Source organism: Amycolatopsis sp. lyj-23, assembly GCF_046549135.1.
GTDB lineage: Bacteria > Actinomycetota > Actinomycetes > Mycobacteriales > Pseudonocardiaceae > Amycolatopsis.
On record NZ_JAJPWN010000004.1, the window covers coordinates 246490 to 265266 of the forward strand.

Annotated in this window: 22 protein-coding genes and 1 tRNA gene; 9 read left to right on the plus strand and 14 right to left on the minus strand. The window is 71.9% G+C overall.

The genetic code is table 11. The annotated features are described in order from the left end of the window. The first annotated feature begins 4 nt into the window (after window positions 1–4). Window positions 5–1273 (plus strand): aspartate aminotransferase family protein, encoded by a 1269-nt coding sequence (locus ACLJPY_RS10465; protein ID WP_410587825.1) that lies wholly within the window; start codon window positions 5–7, stop codon window positions 1271–1273. A 69-nt stretch (window positions 1274–1342) separates the two neighbouring features. Here the strand turns inward: ACLJPY_RS10465 and ACLJPY_RS10470 are convergent, their stop codons facing one another. The 7 genes from ACLJPY_RS10470 to ACLJPY_RS10500 all read right to left on the minus strand — a co-directional run bounded on the left by ACLJPY_RS10470 (window position 1343) and on the right by ACLJPY_RS10500 (window position 6359). Beyond that, window positions 1343–1759 carry a VOC family protein gene (locus tag ACLJPY_RS10470; protein WP_410588278.1) on the minus strand — a complete coding sequence of 139 codons (417 nt, stop codon included), beginning with the start codon at window positions 1757–1759 and terminating at the stop codon, window positions 1343–1345. Beyond that, complete coding sequence (locus ACLJPY_RS10475) at window positions 1759–1956, minus strand: hypothetical protein (protein WP_004561810.1); 198 nt, start codon at window positions 1954–1956, stop codon at window positions 1759–1761. The genes ACLJPY_RS10470 and ACLJPY_RS10475 overlap by 1 nt, the downstream gene beginning before the upstream one ends. Before the next feature lie 133 nt (window positions 1957–2089). Next, window positions 2090–2593 carry a GNAT family N-acetyltransferase gene (locus ACLJPY_RS10480; protein ID WP_410587826.1) on the minus strand — a complete coding sequence of 168 codons (504 nt, stop codon included), beginning with the start codon at window positions 2591–2593 and terminating at the stop codon, window positions 2090–2092. 31 nt (window positions 2594–2624) lie between these two features. After that, entirely contained in the window at window positions 2625–3410 is a 786-nt protein-coding gene (locus ACLJPY_RS10485; protein WP_410587827.1) for an IclR family transcriptional regulator, read from the minus strand. A 122-nt stretch (window positions 3411–3532) separates the two neighbouring features. Beyond that, on the minus strand, window positions 3533–4240 hold the full coding sequence (locus tag ACLJPY_RS10490) for a family 16 glycoside hydrolase (RefSeq protein ID WP_410587828.1): 708 nt from the start codon (window positions 4238–4240) through the stop codon (window positions 3533–3535). A 77-nt stretch (window positions 4241–4317) separates the two neighbouring features. After that, on the minus strand, window positions 4318–5778 hold the full coding sequence (locus tag ACLJPY_RS10495; RefSeq protein WP_410588280.1) for a PH domain-containing protein: 1461 nt from the start codon (window positions 5776–5778) through the stop codon (window positions 4318–4320). 71 nt (window positions 5779–5849) lie between these two features. Then, on the minus strand, window positions 5850–6359 hold the full coding sequence (locus tag ACLJPY_RS10500; RefSeq protein ID WP_410587829.1) for a PH domain-containing protein: 510 nt from the start codon (window positions 6357–6359) through the stop codon (window positions 5850–5852). A 178-nt stretch (window positions 6360–6537) separates the two neighbouring features. Here ACLJPY_RS10500 and ACLJPY_RS10505 point away from each other — a divergent pair, with 178 nt between their 5' ends. Next, a complete protein-coding gene (locus ACLJPY_RS10505) occupies window positions 6538–7455 on the plus strand; it encodes a proteasome assembly chaperone family protein (RefSeq protein WP_410587830.1) in 918 nt (305 codons plus the stop codon). Then, entirely contained in the window at window positions 7455–8186 is a 732-nt protein-coding gene (locus ACLJPY_RS10510; RefSeq protein WP_410587831.1) for a class I SAM-dependent methyltransferase, read from the plus strand. Before ACLJPY_RS10505 ends, ACLJPY_RS10510 begins: the two co-directional genes overlap by 1 nt. A 4-nt stretch (window positions 8187–8190) precedes the next feature. Here the strand turns inward: ACLJPY_RS10510 and ACLJPY_RS10515 are convergent, their stop codons facing one another. After that, the gene (locus tag ACLJPY_RS10515; RefSeq protein ID WP_410587832.1) at window positions 8191–8613 is read right to left on the minus strand and encodes a MarR family winged helix-turn-helix transcriptional regulator; all 423 of its coding nucleotides are present in this window, start codon (window positions 8611–8613) and stop codon (window positions 8191–8193) included. 64 nt (window positions 8614–8677) lie between these two features. Between ACLJPY_RS10515 and ACLJPY_RS10520 the strand changes: the two genes are divergently transcribed. Beyond that, window positions 8678–9085, plus strand: coding sequence for a PaaI family thioesterase (locus ACLJPY_RS10520; protein ID WP_410587833.1), 408 nt, complete (start codon window positions 8678–8680; stop codon window positions 9083–9085). A gap of 45 nt (window positions 9086–9130) precedes the next feature. Here the strand turns inward: ACLJPY_RS10520 and ACLJPY_RS10525 are convergent, their stop codons facing one another. Then, a complete protein-coding gene (locus ACLJPY_RS10525; protein ID WP_410587834.1) occupies window positions 9131–10342 on the minus strand; it encodes an FAD-dependent monooxygenase in 1212 nt (403 codons plus the stop codon). A gap of 115 nt (window positions 10343–10457) precedes the next feature. On the opposite strand from ACLJPY_RS10525, the gene ACLJPY_RS10530 reads away from it, so the two are divergent. Next, window positions 10458–11117, plus strand: coding sequence for a TetR/AcrR family transcriptional regulator (locus ACLJPY_RS10530; protein WP_410587835.1), 660 nt, complete (start codon window positions 10458–10460; stop codon window positions 11115–11117). Here ACLJPY_RS10530 and ACLJPY_RS10535 read toward each other — a convergent pair. From ACLJPY_RS10535 to ACLJPY_RS10550, 4 genes are all read right to left on the minus strand, one after another. Continuing rightward, on the minus strand, window positions 11114–11389 hold the full coding sequence (locus ACLJPY_RS10535) for a YggT family protein (RefSeq protein WP_410587836.1): 276 nt from the start codon (window positions 11387–11389) through the stop codon (window positions 11114–11116). The genes ACLJPY_RS10530 and ACLJPY_RS10535 overlap by 4 nt on opposite strands. A gap of 114 nt (window positions 11390–11503) precedes the next feature. After that, a complete protein-coding gene (locus ACLJPY_RS10540) occupies window positions 11504–12664 on the minus strand; it encodes a right-handed parallel beta-helix repeat-containing protein (RefSeq protein ID WP_410587837.1) in 1161 nt (386 codons plus the stop codon). Between the two features lie 145 nt (window positions 12665–12809). Beyond that, the gene (locus ACLJPY_RS10545; RefSeq protein ID WP_410587838.1) at window positions 12810–14279 is read right to left on the minus strand and encodes a hypothetical protein; all 1470 of its coding nucleotides are present in this window, start codon (window positions 14277–14279) and stop codon (window positions 12810–12812) included. Further along, entirely contained in the window at window positions 14276–14944 is a 669-nt protein-coding gene (locus tag ACLJPY_RS10550) for a TetR/AcrR family transcriptional regulator (RefSeq protein ID WP_410587839.1), read from the minus strand. The genes ACLJPY_RS10545 and ACLJPY_RS10550 overlap by 4 nt, the downstream gene beginning before the upstream one ends. 68 nt (window positions 14945–15012) lie before the next feature. On the opposite strand from ACLJPY_RS10550, the gene ACLJPY_RS10555 reads away from it, so the two are divergent. Then, a complete protein-coding gene (locus ACLJPY_RS10555; RefSeq protein ID WP_410587840.1) occupies window positions 15013–15510 on the plus strand; it encodes a VOC family protein in 498 nt (165 codons plus the stop codon). 279 nt (window positions 15511–15789) lie between these two features. Continuing rightward, on the plus strand, window positions 15790–16182 hold the full coding sequence (locus tag ACLJPY_RS10560) for an MAPEG family protein (protein WP_410587841.1): 393 nt from the start codon (window positions 15790–15792) through the stop codon (window positions 16180–16182). Between the two features lie 96 nt (window positions 16183–16278). Here ACLJPY_RS10560 and ACLJPY_RS10565 read toward each other — a convergent pair. Then, a tRNA-Arg gene (locus ACLJPY_RS10565) sits at window positions 16279–16351 on the minus strand. Between the two features lie 149 nt (window positions 16352–16500). Between ACLJPY_RS10565 and ACLJPY_RS10570 the strand changes: the two genes are divergently transcribed. Together ACLJPY_RS10570 and ACLJPY_RS10575 are read left to right on the plus strand one after the other, a co-directional pair. Further along, a complete protein-coding gene (locus ACLJPY_RS10570; protein ID WP_410587842.1) occupies window positions 16501–17601 on the plus strand; it encodes an epoxide hydrolase family protein in 1101 nt (366 codons plus the stop codon). A gap of 235 nt (window positions 17602–17836) precedes the next feature. Continuing rightward, window positions 17837–18757, plus strand: a complete 921-nt coding sequence (locus tag ACLJPY_RS10575; RefSeq protein ID WP_410587843.1) for a cation diffusion facilitator family transporter — start codon at window positions 17837–17839, stop codon at window positions 18755–18757. The last annotated feature ends 20 nt before the right edge of the window (window positions 18758–18777 follow it).

Genomic DNA, 18777 nt, shown 5'->3' on the forward strand with positions numbered 1-18777 from the left:
ACCGATGTCAGCACAGCACGCCCTGTGGCACCCGTTCGCCGACATGGGCGCGGTCGACGGCGACCGGATGGTCATCACCCGAGGCGAGGGCTCGTACGTCTGGGACGACGCGGGCCGCAGGTACTTCGACGCGACGGCGTCGCTCTGGTACGCGAACTTCGGCCACGGCCGCCCGGAGATCACCGAAGCCGTCTCCCGCCAGCTCGGTGAGCTCGACTCGTGGAACCTGTTCGGGTACAACGCGAACCGGCCGGCGATCGAGCTGGCCGACCGCGTCGCGGCCCTGGCGCCGGAGCCGGGGTCGAAGGTGTTCTTCGGCTCGGGCGGTGGCGACGCCATCGACACGGCGGTGAAGCTGGCGCGGGCGTACTTCGCGCAGACCGGGCGCCCGGAGAAGGTCCACGTGATCGGCCGCGCCCAGGGCTACCACGGAACGCACGGCTTCGGCACGGCGGTGGGCGGGATCCCGGCGAACGCGACGGGCGTCGGCCCGCAGCCACCGGACTTTTCGCACGTCCCGTTCGACGATGCGGCCGCGTTGGAGGCGGAGATCCAGCGCTTGGGCGCGGCCCGCGTCGCGGCGTTCTTCTGCGAACCGGTGATCGGCGCGGGCGGAGTGCTGCTGCCCCCGGAGGGCTACCTCGAAGAGGTGGCGGCGATCTGCCGCCGTCACGAAGTCCTGTTCGTGGCGGACTGCGTGATCGCGGCGTGGGGCCGGCTGGGCACGTGGTTCGGCATCGACCGCTGGCCGGTGCAGCCGGACATGATCACGACGGCGAAGGGCATCACGGGCGGAACGATCCCGCTGGGCGCGCTGGTGGTGGCCCCGCGGGTGGCCGAGCCGTTCTGGACGGGCGAGCCGGGTGCCCCGATCTTCCGCCACGGCCCGACGTACGCGGGCCACCCGGTGGCGTGCGCGGCCGGGCTGGCGACGCTGGACGTCTACGAGCGCGACGGCTTGATCCCGAGGGGCCGCGAGCTCGAGAAGCCGCTGGCGGACGCGGTGTCCTCGGTCAGCGGGCACGCGCTGGTGAAGGAGATCCGGGCGGGCCTGGGCTTCCTCGCGGCGGTGGAGCTGACGGCCGAGGTCGTCGACGCGGACCCGGGCGCCCCGGTGAAGCTGCAGCGAGCGTGCCGCGACGAGGGCGTGATCGTCCGCAACCTGGGCCGGGGAGTGGCCGTTTCGCCGCCGTTGGTGGCGGCGGAGCCGGAGCTGGACCTGCTGGCGTCGGCGCTGCCGAAGGCCTTGGACCGCTTGGCGAAGCAGGTGTGAGAGGTGAGAGGCTCTGTCCTGTCCTCCGACGGCAGGAAAGAGCCACTCACGACACCGGCTCCCGGCGGTTCAGGAAACGCAGAACTCGTTCCCTTCCGGATCGGCCATGGTCACCCAGCTGTGCGGCCCCTGCCGTCCCCGCCACAGGAACTCCGCTCCGCGCGCCTTCAGCTTCTCCAGCGTCGCCTCGACGTTGTCCGCGCCCACCCACACGTCCAGGTGGAGCCGGTTCTTCACCGTCTTGGCCTCCGGGACCTCCTGGAACAGGATCCGCCGCGGCGGCCCCTCCGGTGGCGAATCCGGGTGCCGGATGCCCGCTCCCGCTTTCCACACCAGCGAACCCCGGTACGTCCGCGTTTCCGACTCCGTCGCGTACCCCTTCGCGATCATCTCGCGGATGAAGCCCTCGTCCGTCGGTTCCACGGACCAGCCGAGCGTCTCGGCCCACCAGTCGGCGAGCACGTGCGGGTCGGCCGAATCCACCACTACCTGGAAGTCATGCGCCATACCGGCACATTAACGACCGAGTCCGACATTTTCCGGAGCATCGGGTCCTCGGGCACGACCGTGAAGCGCCACTTGTCCACGCCGCCGCCCATGATCTCGGCGTACCGGCGAGCGCCGTCGGCGTTGGCGAAACGCACCTGCTGGCCGTTCGTCAGGTGGGTGATCTTGACCGCCACAACAACCTCCCGAAGTCTGTGGGCCGGCCCGCGGAGCTTCCCCCTCCGGGACCGGCAGGCACAGTAGAACACATGTTCGACCACCCGCGCCACTCTCTCCCCCGACTAGGGGAGCGAACAATAAAACCGCAGGTCAGAGCGGTCGGATCAGCGCGACACGCGGCCAGGCGTCGAGGCCGCGGGCCGCTTCGGCACGGCGGATCGAGCGCAGGCCGGGCCCCGTTTCCGCCTCCGGGACGACCCGGAACCCGAGCCTCTCGTAGTACGGCGCGTTCCACGGCACCGCCGCGAACGTCGTCAGGGTCAGCGCCGTCAGCCCCCGCGGGCGGGCCCACTCGGCCAGCGTCTCGATCAGCGCCCGGCCGATCCCGCGCCGCGCGTGCGACGGCCGGACCGAGACCTGTTCGATGTGCGCGCAGCCGTCGACGACCTCGGCGACGAGGTACGCCACCGGCCGGTCGGCGTCATCGACGCTCACCCACGCGCGGCCGTCGGACTGGTACTCCGCCAGTTCCGCCACCGAGCCCGGGTCGTCGTCGGCGATCGCGGTCATGCCGACATCGCGGAACAACGCGCCGGCCTCGCGCTCGACGTCGATGAGCGCGGGCAGGTCGTCGGGACGCGCGAGCCGGATCACCCGGGCAGTTCTACGCGCCCGCGCGGGTTTCTCACAGCGAATAAGACGACATCGCCCGCTGGATGCGGATCGCGTACCCCTGCAAGGCCGTGATCGCCGTCTGCCGGGCCTCTTCGGTGATCCGGGCAGCCGGTCCGGCCAGGGTCAGCACCGTGGGCCGCCGCCCGATCGCCGGCACCGGCACCGAACAGGCCCAGACGCCTTCGTCGAGTTCGCCGGAGCTGACCGCGTACCGGTTCTCCAGCGCCCGCTTCAGCTCGTCGCGCGCCGCCGTTCCGCGCTCCTCGACGATCGACGCCCACCGCCGGTCGCGCTCGATCTCCGGCAGCAGCGCGAGCAGCATCTTGCCGGAGGCGCCGACGCCGAGCGGCAGCGAATGCCCCGGTTCGAACGTGAACCGCATGGCGCGGTCGCACTCGACGCGGTCCGCGCACACGGCGGAGTCGCCGAACTGCTGGAACAGCAGCACCGTCTCGCCGAGCTCCCGCGCGGCCTCCTCCATGGCCGGCCGCGCCAGCTGCACCATGTCGTTCGCCAGCTGCGCGGCCCGCGCCAGCGGCATCACCTGGCTCGTCAGGTGGTAGTGCCCGGCCCGGCCCTCCTCGAGCAGCTGGAGTTCCTTGAGCAGGGCCACGTAGCGGTAGGTCGTCGCCACCGGGGTGCCGATCGTCGCGGCCAGCTCGGCGACGCTCGCCTCCCACCGGCGCTCCGAGAAGGCCAGCAGCAGCTGGAGGACCTTGCGGGAACTGCTGGCCCCCGGGGTGCGTCGCGGCGAAGTGGTGGCGGAACCGTCGACGGTACTGACGGCAGGCGTCATCGTGACCCTCTCGGTGAGACAAAAACTACCTTCGCTATCACACGGGGTGAATAAATTAGCACGTAGTGTGAAACGAAGGCCAGCAATGGCCCGGAAATGGGGCCATCGCCGGCGCACCGAGGTCACATCGTGAGAAATCCGCCCGGTTTCGTCACCACGGGTGACTCGACGTAGAGCCCGCGGTATTCGTCCTGGATCCCGGAGTTGTGCACCTGCAGCGCCAGCGGGCCGGCGCGCCCGGCCGTCTTGTCGGTGAACCGCAGGACTTCGACGCCCTTGCAGGTGACTGCCGTACCGGTGAGCGGGCAGCACGCCATCCGCGCGACGCCGGTGGCGGCGTCGCCGATCAGCTCGCACTGCGCCCACTTCTTGCTGTCGATGGCGGGGTGCGGCAGCTGCTGGAACAGTTTCCCGCCACCGTCGTTGTGCCCCGGCCGGTAGTCCCAGTGCCCGCCGTTCGGCGGCTGGAACTGGATGGCGCTCAGCGCGTCGCGGATCGGTTCGGTGGTGCCCCAGATCAGCACGGTCGGTTTGTGGTTGCCCTTGACCTGCCGGACGTCGAATATCCACCGGAACGTGCCGACCTGCTGTTTGTTGTAGTACAACCAGCCGCGCGCGGTGCCGTTGCCGTGGATGACGCCGTTCTTCGCCGACCACAGGCCGGTTTTCGACGACGTCCACGCGCTCAGGTCCGAGCCGTCGAACATCGAAACCAGATTCGGATCGCCGTACGGGTTTCCCGCGCCGCCGGTCGCCGCGGTCGCGGCCGGTGCCGCCGCCGAAGCCGTGATGACCACCGCGGCCAGCACACCGAAGAGCTTGCGCACCATGCTGCCGTCCTCTCGTGAAACGCGGATCGAGGGTTCGGACGGCGGATTTTCACGTTAGGAGCGGCGCGGGGCGAGCGTCAACCGCGGTCCCGGTCACCGGTGAGGAACGGCGTCAGCAGGCCCGGCAGCGCCCGGTCGGCGAGCGCGAGCCCGTCGGCCTCGCCGACGTCGAGCACCCGGTACTTCCCCTTGCCCGCGGCGACCGGCGCGATCAGCGTGACCAGCCCGGCCCGGCGCTGGAAGTAGGAGCGCTCCACGACGATCCCGGTCAGCCCGTCGCAGCGGACCGCCGCGGTGCCGCGGTCCAGCGAACCCGACCGCGTCACGAGGTAGCGGCCGGTGAGCGCGTGGCCGAGGCCGCGGTAGCGGTCCCAGCCGACGAGCGCGGCGAACGGCACCAGCACGAGCGCGACCTGCCAGGGCCAGTCCGGCAGCGCACCGAGCCACGCCAGGCCGTAGAGCGCCGCGGCGAGCAGCAGCACGCTGACGACGGCCCGCGAAAGCCGCCGGTACAACGCCCGGCGCGGGTGTCGCGTCAACGGCGTCGCGGCCGGGTCCGCACCCAGCACCTCGGCGACGACTTCGTGCGCGCGTGCCAGCGGCGCCGGCGGCAGCAGCAGGCTGCCGCCCTTGTCCGCGCTCTTGCCCTCCCGCAGGCCGGCCGCGATGGCGACGCAGCGCGCGCCGCCGGCCAGCCGCAGCGGCAGCGGCTCGCGGATTTCCGCGCCGCGCAGGCGGTCCTCCTCGATCGACACCGACCGCGTGGTGATCAGCCCGCGCCGGACGTGCAGCGTGCCGGCCGGCTCGCGGGTGAGCCGGAAGTTCCAGAACGACAGCACGTACCCGCCGACCGACAGCAGCGAGACGAGCACCAGCAGCCCGACGGCCGCCACCACCAGGCTCAGCCACACCGGGGTGTCGGCGAAGTGCCCGACGACCGCCTGGACCAGCGAGAACCGGATCGGGTCGAAGTGCAGTTCGTGCGCGAAGTGGTAGACGGTGCCGACGACCGCGCCGACCACGGCCAGCCCCGACAGCGTGAACGGCGCGTACCGCAGCCAGCGCTTGTCGACCGCGGCGATCAGCTGCTCCGGCGGCGCGGCGGCGGTCTCGGGCGAGACGGCCTCGGCCTTGCGGTGCAGCAGCAGCGTCCGCAGCCGCTGGGCCTCGGCGATGGTGACGGCGTCGAGCACGAGCTCGTCCTTGTGCCTGCTCCCGTTGGAGTGCCGTCCGGTGCCGATCCGCGCCGCGGCCAGCGAGAACAGGCGGTGCTTCGGCTCTGAGGTGACGTCGACCGTGCGGATCCGGTCGCGGGGGATGGCCCGGTGCTTGCGCTGCAGCAACCCGGTGCGCCACTCGACCTGCGACTCGGTGATCCGGTAGCGCGAGGTCAGCACGTGCGAGACGCCGGTGAACACGGCGATCGCGGTGACGGTGAGACCCACCCACTGCCACGACTCACCGTGGCCGAACAGCAGCGCGCCGAGCAGCACCGGCAGCGACTTCACCAGGTCCAGCACCGGCCGGATGATCAGCATGCGCCGGTCGAGGCGGTGCCACGGCGCGTCCTGCGTGCCTTCGGCGGGCGGCGTCTCGACGGTCTGGGTGGTCACGTCGCGTCCCCTCGCACGGCCTGCGTGGTCTTCGTCAGCTCGTCGGCCAGCGCGAGCGCGCGGTCGTGCGCCAGGCCGGCGATGCGCAGCGGGCCCGCCGCGGACGCCGTCGTCACGGTGATCTTGGCCAGCCCGAACAGCTGCTCGACGGGGTCGCGCTCGATGTCGACGGTCTGGATCCGCGACACCGGGGCGATCCGCCACTCCTGCTTCAGCCAGCCGGCCTGCGTGTAGACGGCCTCGTCGGTGACCTCCCAGCGGTGCACGCGGTAGCGCCACTGCGGCATCACGATCAGGTGCAGCGGGCCCAGCACGCAGGAGAGCACCAGCGTCACGGTGAGGAACGACGGCGCGTCGTCGCTGGTCACCACGATGAGCGTCTGGACGCCGATCAGGACGATCCAGACGATCGAGGCGGTCACGGTCCAGTAGCCGATGGCCCGGCGGCTGACCCGGTGCGCCGGCGGCCGCAGCCGGGGCGCCGTGTTCGTGCTGTGTTCGCTCACGCCTCAAGCGTGCCCGATCGGTGACTTGCGCGCCCACGACACTTGTCACGATGGTGATCCGGTTCGGCCTCGACAGCGTGGCGTTACGATCGGCGACACCGTCGGCGGAATGGAATCCCGGTCGGGGTGTGTTGTGCTTGGCGGACAGCCGTGTGGAGAGCAGCAGCAGGAGGATCCGGTGGGACTCGATCCCGACGACCTGTACGAGGTGGACTCGGACGTCCCCGACCTCACCGGGGCGGTGCTGCTGCACCACTTCGAAGGGTTCATGGACGCCGGCTCGGCGGGCCGTCTGCTGGCCGAGCACCTGCTGAGCGGCGAGCACCGGGTGGTCGCCCGCTTCGACGTCGACCGGCTCATCGACTACCGCTCGCGGCGCCCGCCGATGACCTACGCGGTCGACCACTGGGAGGACTACGACGCGCCCGAGCTGGTGGTGCACCTGCTGCACGACACCGACGGCCTGCCGTTCCTGCTGCTGACCGGTCCGGAGCCGGACCACGACTGGGAGCGGTTCTGCGCGGCGGTCCGGAACCTCGTCGAGCGCTGGGGCGTCCGGCTGACCGCCGGGTTCCACGGCATCCCGATGGGCGCGCCCCACACGCGCCCGCTCGGCGTCACCGCGCACGCCACCCGCAAGGACCTGATCGGCGACAACCAGCCGCTGCCCAACCGGCTGCAGGTGCCGGGCAGCCTCGCCGCGCTGCTGGAGTACCGGCTCGGCGAGTGGGGCCACGACGCCATGGGCTTCGCCGCGCACGTGCCGCACTACCTGGCGCAGTCGACGTACCCGGCGGCGTCGCTGATCGTGCTCGACGCGCTGAGCCGGGCGACCGGCCTGAGCCTGCCCGAGGGCGAGCTGCGCACGGCCGCCGACCTCGCCGACGCGGAGATCAACCGCCAGGTCGCGGAGTCCGACGAGATCGCCGACGTCGTCCACGCCCTGGAGCGCCAGTACGACACGTTCATCGAGGCGTCCGACCGCGGCAGCCTCCTCGCGGAGTCGGTCGAGCACATGCCGACCGCGGAGGAGCTCGGCTCGCAGTTCGAACGCTTCCTCGCCGAGCAGAACGGTGGCGACGGACCCGAGCGCTGATGGCGCGCTACGACGAGATCGGCGTCGGCTACGCGCGGGGGCGGAGGACGGACCCGCGCTGGCTGGCGCCGGTGGAGTCCGCGCTGGGCCCGGCGGTTTCGGTGCTGGACGTCGGTTCGGGCACGGGGTCGTACGAGCCACCCGGGCGCGAAGTCGTCGCGGTCGAGCCGTCGGCGGAGATGATCCGGCAGCGCGCGCCCGAGGCCGCACCGGTGGTGCGGGCGATCGCGGAGGCCCTGCCGTTCGGGACGGCGGCGTTCGACGCGGCGCTGGCGGTGCTGACGGTCCACCACTGGGCCGACTGGCGCCGGGGGCTGGCCGAGCTGCGCCGGGTCGCTTCCCGGCAGGTCGTCCTGGCGTACGACACCGCGCTGCACAACGACTTCTGGCTGGTGCGCGAGTACGTGCCGGAGGTCGCTGCGCTCGAACGTTCGCGCCCTTCGGCCCCGGAGATCGCGCAGTTCCTCGGAGCGGTCTCCGTGCTGCCGTTGCCGGTGCCGTGGGACTTCACCGACGGGGTGTTCCCGGCGTACTGGCGCCGGCCGCACGCCTACCTCGACCCGGCGGTCCGCCGCTCGTGTTCGGCGCTGGCCCAGACCGCCCCGGCGGCGGTCGCCCGGGGAATGGCCCGGTTGCAGGCGGACCTGGACTCCGGGCGCTGGCGGGAGGAGCACGCGGAGTTGCTGGAGCTGCCGGAGTGGGACGCGGGCTTCCGGTTGATCGTGGCCTGAGGGGTCACCATTCGCTGCGCGCGAGTTTGCCGACGCCTTCGACGGTGTTCCGGAACCCGGCTTCGCCGAGGACGGCCAGCAGCCGGGCGTTGAACTCCTGGCCCTCTGGGGCGACCCGGACCAGTGCTTCTTCGCCCGCCGCGGTCAGCCGCAGGACGACCGCCCGGTGCTCACGCGGGTGCGGCTCCTTGGCGACCAAACCGGCCTCGGCCAGCCGGGCCACCATCGCGGTCACCGCCGATTCGCGCTGGCCGAGGCGCTCGGCCACGTCCCGCTGGGTTGAGCCGCCTTCGCCGACGGCGAAGAGGGCGCCGAGCTGAGCGGTGGTGATGCCGGCCGCGGCGAGGCAGCGGCGGTCGGCGGCCACGCGCAGGCGGTGGGCGGCCTGCTGGAGCAGGAAGAACAGGCGCTGATCGGGTTCGGCCACCCGCCGATCTTGACAGCCGGAGCGCCGTCCCGCCATGCTGACTTCACTAGTGAAGTGAGGGATCGTGCTCGATTTCGCAGCAGCGCGCGCGGGTCTGGCGAGCCAGCCGTTCAGCCGGCTCCTCGGCGCCCGGCTGACCGAGTTCGGCGACGGCGCGGCCACGCTCGAACTGGACATCCGCGAAGAACTCCAGCAGCAGAACGGCTACCTCCACGGCGGCGTGCTCGCCTACGCGGCCGACAACGCACTGACGTTCGCGGCGGGCACGGTCCTCGGACCGGCGCTGCTCACGGCCGGCTTCACCATCGACTACCTCCGCCCGGCGGTGGGCGAGGTCCTGCGCGCCCACGCGGTCGTCGTGCAGGCCGGGCGGTCGCGGGCCACCTGCCGGTGCGAGGTGTACACAGTGGACGGAGGCGGCGAGCCGGTGTTGTGCGCCGCCGCGCAGGGGAGTGCGCGGCGCCGGAGCTAGTCCGCGCCGGGCCGGGCCTCCGCGGCCCGGCGGGCCGACCCGGCGTCAGGAACGCCCCACCGCTCGACGAGCCGGCTCGAGCCCCGGGTACTCCCGGTATTCGAGCGCGTTGGCCGCCCGGTCGGTCATCCAGGTGAAGATGCTGCCGAACAGCCGCGTGCTCAGCATCCGGTAGCCGCGGTTGCGGCTGCGGATCTTCGCCGCCGTGCGCGGCGCCAGGAAGTTGCCGGAGCCCTTGCCGTTCTTCTGCCCGATCGTGGCCGGCTTGCGCAGCCGCTCCTCGTACTTCGCGAACGCCGTCACGTGGTCGCCGCCGGCCGCCGCGAGTTCGCCGGCCAGCACCTGGGCGCCCATCATCGCGAGCCCGGTGCCGGACCCGCCCGGCCCGGCGCACCACGCGGCGTCGCCGAGCAGCACGACCCGGCCCTTCGACCAGCGCTCGAGGTGGATCTGGCTGATCGAATCGACGTACAGGTCGTCGGCCGCGGGCAGCGCTTCGAGCAGCTTCGGCGTCTCCCAGCCGGTGCCGGCGAACAGCTGCGCGACCAGCGCGCGCTGGTCGTCGAGGGAGCGGCGGTGGAACTCGACGTTGTCGGCCGCGAAGACCAGGTTGACGTGCAGCCGGTCCGGCAGCCGGTGGCTGCCCACGCTCAGGCCGCGGCCGGGCTCGTTGTACATCACGCTCGTGTGGTCGAGCCCGAGGTGGTTGGGCGCGGTGAACCCGGCGATGCCGAAGCCCAGGTCCCGCCGGAAGCTTTGCTCGGGTCCGAACGCGGCGGCCCGCACGCCGGAGTGCACGCCGTCGGCCCCGGCGACCAGGTCGAACTTCCGCGGTGCGCCGTGGCGGAAGGTGACTTCGACGCCGTCCGCCGTCTCGGTGAGGCTCGTGACGCGGTCGCCGAAGACGTACTCGGTGTGGTGCGCAGTGTGCTCGTACAGGATTCGCGCGAGGTCGCCGCGCAGGATCTCGACCTCACCGCTCCACGCGGCGCCGGGCACGGTGAACACGGGACGGCCGTCGAGGCCGACCACGGTCTGGTCGCCCATCGCCGTCTCGTATCGGCGGATCTCGTCGAGTACACCCATCGCGGTCAGCAGCTTCACCTGCTCACCGCGGAAGTCGACGGCCTGGCCGCCGGGCCGCAGGCCGGGTGCGGATTCGACGACGGTCACGCGGTAGCCGCCGCGGTGCAGCCAGTGGGCGGCGGACGGGCCGGCGATGCCTGCCCCGGAAACGAGCACGGTCTTGCTGGTCATCGGAGGGTTCCTCTCGGGTCGGTCGGTGCCGGCGCCGAGACTGCGGGCCGCCGCTGACCGTCCGCGCACGGTCCGCTGACGGTTCGGCCAGTGCGGCGCGGTTGCAGTCGCTAACATGGCCCGGGTGGACCGCGCCACCGACGGCCGGATCCGGGAGGACGGCGAGGGCGTCGTCGAGGCACGCATCCTGGATGCCGCTGCACACCTGATCGCCGAAGAGGGCTTCGGCCGGTTGAAGATCGGCGGCGTCTGCGCCCGATCCGGGTACGCGCGGTCGGTCGTCTTCCAGCACTTCGGCGACAAGGAGGGGCTGGGGCAACGGCTCGTCGAGCACGCCGTCGAGGCCTTCACCGACGCCTACAGCGAGGCCGTCGCGGCCCGCACCGGGTCGGCGAACGCGACGCCGATGGACATGCTGCGCGCGCTGCTGGACATCATCTTCGAGCTGATCCGCACGATGCCGACGCTCAACCAGGCGTTCCTGGCCCTCTGGGGCGACGCGGCGGCGGAGTACTCGGCCCTGCGCGGCGCGCTGACGGAGGCCGACCGCCGGTTCCGGTTCGCCATCGCGCAGACCGTGGCCAGCGGGGTCGCGGACGGGTCGATCACCGGTGTCCGCGACCCCGATTCCTACGCTTCGGCGCTGCTGGCCCAGCTGCGCGGGATCTCGATGCAGGCCCTCATCGACCCCGACGGCGTCGACCTGCCGGGGCTGCGCGCGGAGCTGGAGCGCAGCGTCGACCGGCTGTCGGCGAGCTTCCGCGGCTCGCTCTAGAGGGCGTACACGATGGCCCGCAGCACGATCACGCCAATGAAGACCAGCGTGAAGGCCAGATCGAGCGAGAGCCCGCCGATCCGCACCGGCCGCACGACCCGCCGCACCGGCCCGATCACCGGTTCGGTGGCGGCGTACGCCAGCCCGCGGGCGCGGCGCGTCCACGGCGGGGTGTCCGCCACCACCGCGACCCAGTCCAGCACCATCCGCGCGACCAGCACGAGCAGGTACAGGCTCAGCGCGAACCCGAGCAGCGTTCCGAGTGCACCCATGGCCCCTCCGTTCTTCCCACCCCGAGAACGCACGGGGTGGGCGGGAAGTGCCGGTTGTGTCCGGTTCATTGGATTTCGACAGGATCGGGTGATGGCGGTCACCGCCGGTGGCGATCAGCCGAAGGTCACCACGAGCCGGCCGTCGGCGGCGAAGGACCACTTCATCGGGCCGGCGTAGGCCGCGCAGCGGGACCCGTTCTTGCCGGTCCAGAACTGGTCCGAGCTGTCGACGCTGCCGACGGTCTTGTCGTTCGAGCCGCCACTGGCGAAGCGGCACGAAGTGTCGTTGCGGAACACCGAAGTCCCCGTGTCGAAGGAGAAGTTGCGTTCGGCGTTGTCGATGCCGACGTTGTCGGAAACGGTGATCGTGCCGGGGTTGCTGTTGTAGGTGAACCCGTGGTGGCCGTTGCGGTAGGCGATGTCGCGCCGGACGATGTGGTTCACCGCGATCTTGTCGCCGCCGAGCTTGTAGCCGTTGCGGTCGCCGTTCTTGTTGACGGTGCCGTCGGTGAGGGTGCCGTTGGCGTAGGAAAGCGAGTCCTCGATGGTCACCGGGCCGATCGGGCCGGTGTCGGTCTTGGTGTAGAGGTCCCAGCCGTCGTCGATGTTGTGGTGGGAGACGTCGTAGCGGAAGACGTTGCCGGGACCGGCGGTGAGCTTGGCGGCGAACCCGTCGGCGTCCTCGCCGTCGGAATCGGCGTTGTCGTGCGATTCGGAGCTGATGATGAGGTTGTTCGACGGCCACTGGTCCTTCGGCGTGCTCGACGCGGTGCGGGAGATCTGCAGCCCGGAATCCCGGTTGAAGCGGGTCACCACGCGCTCGATGACGTTGTTGCTGCCGCCGACGAAGATCCCGTTGTCCCCGGCGCGTTCGACGACGATGCCGGCCACGCGCCAGTACGAACCGTTGACGGCGAGCCCGCGGTTGGCCGGGTCTTCTTTCATGGCCGAGAAGTTCAGCACGGGTGTCTCGCCGGGGTAGGCGGAAAGCGTCTTGCGCGCGCTGGAGGTGCCGCTGTTGCCGGGGGCGATGGTGACGGTCTGGGAGTAGGAATAGGTGCCGCCGCGCAGCGAAATGGTGCCACCGTCGGTGATCCGGGTGAGCGCCGAAGGCAGGGTGGTCGGGTCCGCCTGCGTGCCGGCGGCGGAGTCTTTGCCGTTGGGGGCGACGTACAAGGTGGTGGCCGCGGCGGCGGCCGCCGGAGCGAGGCCGGCGATCGTGACGAGCGCGGCGCTTGCTGCAAGCGCTTTCTTGATGGTTCCGTGCGAATTCATGCGCGCCTCCTTGCGGGCAGGAACAGGGCCGGACATCAGGCCCGGGAGCGCTCCCAGTCGGAGCGGGATCCGGGGTGAGGCGACGGTAGCACCGGGTCGCGGTGGCCCGAGTGGGCCAAGCGGGTCGTCTGTTCTGAAAACGCTTTCAGGCGCCGTGGGCGAGACGCCGGGCGGTCCGTGGAGGACGGGTGTTCACCCGTCGAGCACGAGCGGGTTCGGCCGCCCGCAGGGCCTCCAGCACGTCCTCGGGTACGACCGGCGCCAGGCCGCCGCCGCCGAGGATGTTCACCACCGGGTTCGCCGCGGCGCGGACCACGCTGCCACCCGGGGCGACGTCGAGGAGGCCGGTGTAGGTGGAGATGTCGCGGTACAGGAGACCGCGCTCCTCGGCTCCGGGGCCGGTGATGCGCGTGGCGGGGGCGCGGGTGGCGAAGACGCGTTCCTGGACGACGAACCCGCCCGCTTCGCGCTCGGCGGCCGCGGCGCGGACCCGGCGTGCCCAGTCCTCCGGGGCGAGTTCGGCGCCGAGCGAGACCGACTTGCCGCCGTAGTCCCAGTTCCGCTTGATCACGAAGCTTTTGCGCTCGGCGACGAGCCGGGGCACCAGGGCGGCGTCGAGACGACGGGTCCAGGGCAGCGCCCGGGCGGCGGCGCGCTCGCGGTCGTCCAGGCCGGCCCGCTTGGCCAGCCGTTCGTCCTCGGCGCACTCCGAAAGCCGGGCGAAGAGGGCTTTCGCTTCTAGGAGCCCGTTGACCGGGTTGGCCAGGACATACGACTCCGGCGCGAGCAGGGCGCAGGCGAACGGCGCCTCGGCCGGGGTCCGGTGGGCCCAGACGTGCCGGTACGGCACGTCGAACTCCTCCGGCGTGCAGGTGGCGGGCAGCAGCGTCTCGGCGTGGTGGCCCCGTCGGCGGAAGTGCTCGGCGAGCCGGCGTTGTTCGGCGAGCTGGGCGTCACCGGGGCGCGCGACGAGCGCGATGCTGGGGTGCTCCCGCCTGCCGCCGCGCACGCGGTAGCAGTGCACGAGGGTCTCGCGCAGCGCTTCCATGTGGCTGCCGCAGCGGTTGACGAGTGCGTCGCCTGCCGACGGCGGCAGTCCGCGTCGCGCGGCCGCGGCGCGGATCCAGCCGTGCGCCGCGAGATCGGCGTAGGCCTGCATGGCCGGGATGGTGGCGTTCAGTTCGAGCGCCTTCGGGGCACCGCCCGCTTCAGGGACCAGGAAGTCGACCCGGGCCAGGACCGCCGGGCAGGGCGCGCCCGCGAACAGCTTCCGCAGCGCCTCCCGTTCGAGCCCGCGGAACGGCCCGAGCAACGCTTCGCGGTCGCGCGGATCGCCGGCCCGCAGGAGGTGCCGGGCGAGTTTCACCGACCCCGAGAGGATCGCCTTGGCCTCCGCCGCGACGGACGCGAGCGTGGCGCGGGGGAGGACCTGCGGCTCGCAGACGAGCGGGATCGGCACCACCGAGCCGTCGGGCCGGTGGACCGTCATGCCCTGCGACCAGGCGTCCGTGGCGGCGGCGCGGCCGATGGCGCGCAGCTCGCCGTCGGTGAAGCCGTGGCTCGCCGGCGAGGTGTCGGCTACGTCGTTCCGTTGGGGTGCAAGGGAATCAGTCATTGCGGTCCGTCCTCGGCCGGAGCGGACGCGGCGGCGACGAGCCGGGTCCAGGTGGTGTACAGCCAGTCGCGGTACTGGCCGGGCTCCCAGTGGAGCGTCTCGCGGAGCAGCAGGTAGGTCTGGTTCTGGCCCAGCGCGCCGGCCGTGTCGCAGAGCCAGCCGACATCGGCGGTCTCGGCGATCAGCCCGTCGGTGTGCAGCTTGGTGAAGAACTCGCGCATCGATGCGCTGGTCGCGGCCCGCCCGGCCCGGAAGGCCTCGGCGATGTCCGGCTCGACCGGTTCGGCCTGGACGGCGACCGCGAAGACGTCCCCGGCGCGCGCCATCAGGGCGGCCACCCCGTCCGCGAGCCGGGCGAGTCGTTCGGCGGCGGTCGGGGCGCTCAGGGCCAGCTGGTACCAGTCGCGGCTGGGTAGGTCGACGGGCTGGGTGTCACCGACGATGGCGACGTCGACGACCCGCTTGAGCAGGTCGGCCTTGGTGCCGAAGCGGACGTAGACGGTGCGGTGCCCGACCCGGGCGGCGTCGGCGACCGCCTTGAGCGTGGTGGCGGCGTAGCCGTCGCGCACGAAGAGCTCGCGGGCCGCGGTGAGGATGCGCTCTTCGGTATCGGCGACGCGGGCGGCGCGCAGGTCGCTCGGCCGGGGATTGACGGGCTCGCTCATGAGATGCAGTATAACTGCAAAAGTGCAGTCAGACTGCAATAAATTTCGGCTTCCACCGGAGGGCCGCCATGACCACCGACGCACCCCTGCTCGACGGCGTTCACCACCTCAAGCTGCCGGTCGGCGACCTCGACCGGTCCCGCGCGTGGTACGAGTCGCGCCTCGGGTACCGGGTGACCACCGAGTTCACCGAGCACGGCACGGTCACCGGCCTGACCATGACGCACCCGAACGGCGGCCCGCTGTTCGCGCTGCGGCTCGCCCCCGAGCGCGCCCGAGCCGCCGCCGGGTTCGACTACTTCTCGATCGGTGTCCCGACCAAGGAGGCGCTCGACGCACTGGCCGCCCGGCTGACCCGCCTCGGCGAAACCCACGCGGGCGTCCACTTCGCCACGGTCGGCTGGATCCTGCCCAAGACACACGACCCCGACGGCCACGAGATCCGCTTCTACACCACCGAACACCACACCGACGCGGCCGACGCCGAGATCCGGCGCGTCGACGACGCCCGCGCCACGGCGGCCCGCCGTGAGAAGTCGTACGTCGCCGACCACCGGTCCGAGTAGGCCGGCCGTGCCGGCCCACCGGAGTCCCGCCATCGGGCCGCGCGCCTTGGACGACTTCGTGTGGGCCGGGGTGTTGGAGCCGAGCTGATTCCCGCGTGCCCGGACGGTTCTTCGGTGCCGCGGGTGTCGGCCGCGCGGTTCGGTCGGCGGTTCACCGAGGCCGCCAGGCTTCGAACCAGGCGGCCAGCTGGAGCGCCGCCGCCGGCTGGCGGCGCCTGCCACGCAGTTTCCTGCCGCGCTGACCCGATTTCCCGCCCCACCGGACAACCGGAGACCGACATGACCCTGGCCCTGATCTGCGCCGCCGTCCTCGCGGCACTGGTGTTCGTCCTCGGGGGGAACGTCACCCGCCTGCGGGTGGCGGGCGCCAAGACCGGCGGCCCGTTCGCCCCCAGCGACCCGGCCGACCCGCTGTACAAGGCGATCCGTGCCCACGGCAACGCCATCGAATACATCCCGACCCTGCTCGTGTTGTTCGTCCTCGACGCAGTACGGGCTCCGGCGTGGACGCTCGTTTTCGTCGTAGGGGCAACGCTCGCGCGCCTGGCGCACGCGGTCGGAATGCTGACGACGCGCACGCTGGCCGAGGCCACCCCGCTGCGCGTGGCCGGCGCGTCCGGCACCTACCTGTTCGGGGTCGCACTCGCCGTGACCCTGGTGAGCACGTTGTGACACCGGCGCTGCGGCGGTACCTGGCCGGGTAAGACGCAAATCAGCCCCTGCCGCGTTCTCGCTGGCAGGGGCTGTCTGGCCGTTGTTCAAAAAGGGTGCCCTCGGCAGGATTCGAACCTGCGACACCTGCCTCCGGAGGGCAGTGCTCTATCCCCTGAGCTACGAGGGCCCATCGCTGGGCGACTCCGAAAGCTTAGCGCATGCCCCGCACCCCACCTCCCGCAGGTGGGCCGACGAACGTTCTCCCTGGTCAGCCCGGCAAGTTGATCGGCTCGGCACGTCCTCGCTAGCGTGGGAGGCCCACCTGAAGGAGCCGACATGGCCGAGCCGTTCCGGGTAGCTCTCGATGAGGGCGAGGTCGCCGATCTGCGGGAGCGGCTGCGGCGGACCCGGTGGCCCGAGGCCGAGACCGTCGACGACTGGTCGCAGGGGGTTCCGCTCGCCTACGTGCGCGAGCTCTGCCGGGACTGGGGCGAGGAATACGACTTCGGGTTCGCCGGCCGGCTCAACGCCTTTCCGCAGTTCCGGGCCACCGTCGGCGGGGTGGGTCTGCACTTCCTGCACGTCCGGTCGCCCGAACCCGGGGCGCTTCCGCTCGTTCTCACACACGGGTGGCCCGGGTCCGTGCTCGAATTCCTCCGCGTGCTCGGGCCGCTCACCGATCCCGCGAAGCACGGGGGCGATCCCGCCGATGCCTTCCACGTCGTCGCGCCGTCGCTGCCCGGGTTCGGGTGGAGCGACAAACCCGCCCTCAAGATCCGGCGCGTGGCCGAACTCTGGGACGAGCTCATGACGTCGCTCGGCTACGACCGCTACGGCGCGCAGGGCGGTGACTGGGGCGCCGCCGTCACGAACGCGCTCGCCGCGTCCGGGCACGTGGCCGGGGTGCACGTCAACTTCGCGCCCGTGCGGATGGACACCGCCGATCCGACGCCGGCGGAGCGGCAGGCGCTCGCCGACCTCGAGGAGTTCCGGCGGACCGGGAGCGGGTACTCCGCCCAGCAGGGCACGCGCCCGCAGACGCTCGGCTACGGCCTCACCGACTCGCCCGCCGGCCAGGCCGCCTGGATCGCCGAGAAGTTCTGGGCCTGGACCGACCACCGGGGCAACCTCGAGGACGCCGTCGACCGGCAGCGCATCCTGGACGCCGTCTCGGTCTACTGGTTCACCGCGACGGCGGCCTCGTCCGCGCGGATGTACTGGGAGAACCACGACCGCGATCTGTCTACTGTGGACGTGCCGGCCGGGGTCTCCGTCTTCCCCAAGGAGATCGTGCGGCCGTCGCGGCGGCAGGCGGAACAGCGCTACACCGACCTGCGCTGGTTCGAGGAGCTGCCCGCCGGCGGGCACTTCGCCGCCATGGAGCAGCCCGAGCTGTTCGTCGAGCAGGTCCGCGGGTTCTTCCGGCTCGTGCGCTAGGCACGCCATCCGGGTGAAAAGTGGCCGGCGCGCCGAGCGCACCGGGGAGCCGGCCGGGCGGATGGCCGACGTCGAAGCGTGACGAACCCGCCTGGTGGGAAACCCCGCCTGGTGGATTGGTCGGCCTCGCCGCGCGCGGTAGCTTGCGGATGGGTGAACTTAGGCTGTCCTCTGTTGCATATATGCGCATCCGACTATATGTTTGGCCTGACGGCGAACCGGGAACGGAGGCGGAATGGGGCACGGACACGGCCACGGGCAGGCAATCGCGCCGGCGAGCGCATCGGGGCGGCACGTGCGCGCCCTGGCGGTCGCGCTGGGCATCGGGGCCGGGTTCATGGTGCTCGAGTTCGTCGTGGCCGTGACGACCGGTTCGCTGGCCCTGCTCTCGGACGCGGCGCACATGTTCACCGACGTCCTCGGGGTCGGCATGGCCCTGGCCGCGATCATCCTGGCGCGCCGCAGCGGGCCGACGGTCAGCCGCACCTTCGGGCTCTACCGCGCCGAGGTGCTGGCGGCGCTCGCGAACGCGCTGCTGCTGTTCGGCGTCGCGGGGTACGTCCTCATCGAGGCCATCGGCCGCGTCAGCGCCCCGCCGGCGGTCCCCGGCCTCCCGGTCCTGCTGGCCGCCGCGGCGGGCCTGGTGGCCAACCTGGTGTCGTTCGCGGTGCTGCGCGCCGGGGCCAAGGAGAGCCTCAACGTCCGCGGCGCGTACCTCGAAGTGCTGGCCGACCTGATCGGCTCGGTCGGCGTCCTGGTGAGCGGCGCGGTGACGCTGCTGACGGGCTGGCGCTACGCCGACCCGATCATCGGTGTGGCGATCGGGCTGTTCGTCCTGCCCCGCACGTGGACGCTGGCCCGCCGGGCGCTGCGCATCCTGTTCCAGCACGCGCCGCAGGGCGTCGACGTCGGAGCGATCAACGCGGAGCTGGCGGCCCTCCCGGGCGTCGCGGACGTGCACGACCTGCACGTGTGGACGCTGACTTCGGGTATGGAGGTGGCTTCGGCGCACCTGACGCTGGCGCCGCCGGCGAAGCAGTCGGACGTGCTGACCGAAGCGCAGGACCTGCTGTCTTCGCGGTACGCGATCGACCACGCGACCTTGCAGGTGGAGGCGCCGCAGTGCGCCCGCCGCTGCCAAGAACTGTCCTGGTAGCGGCGGACGGGAAGCGAAAG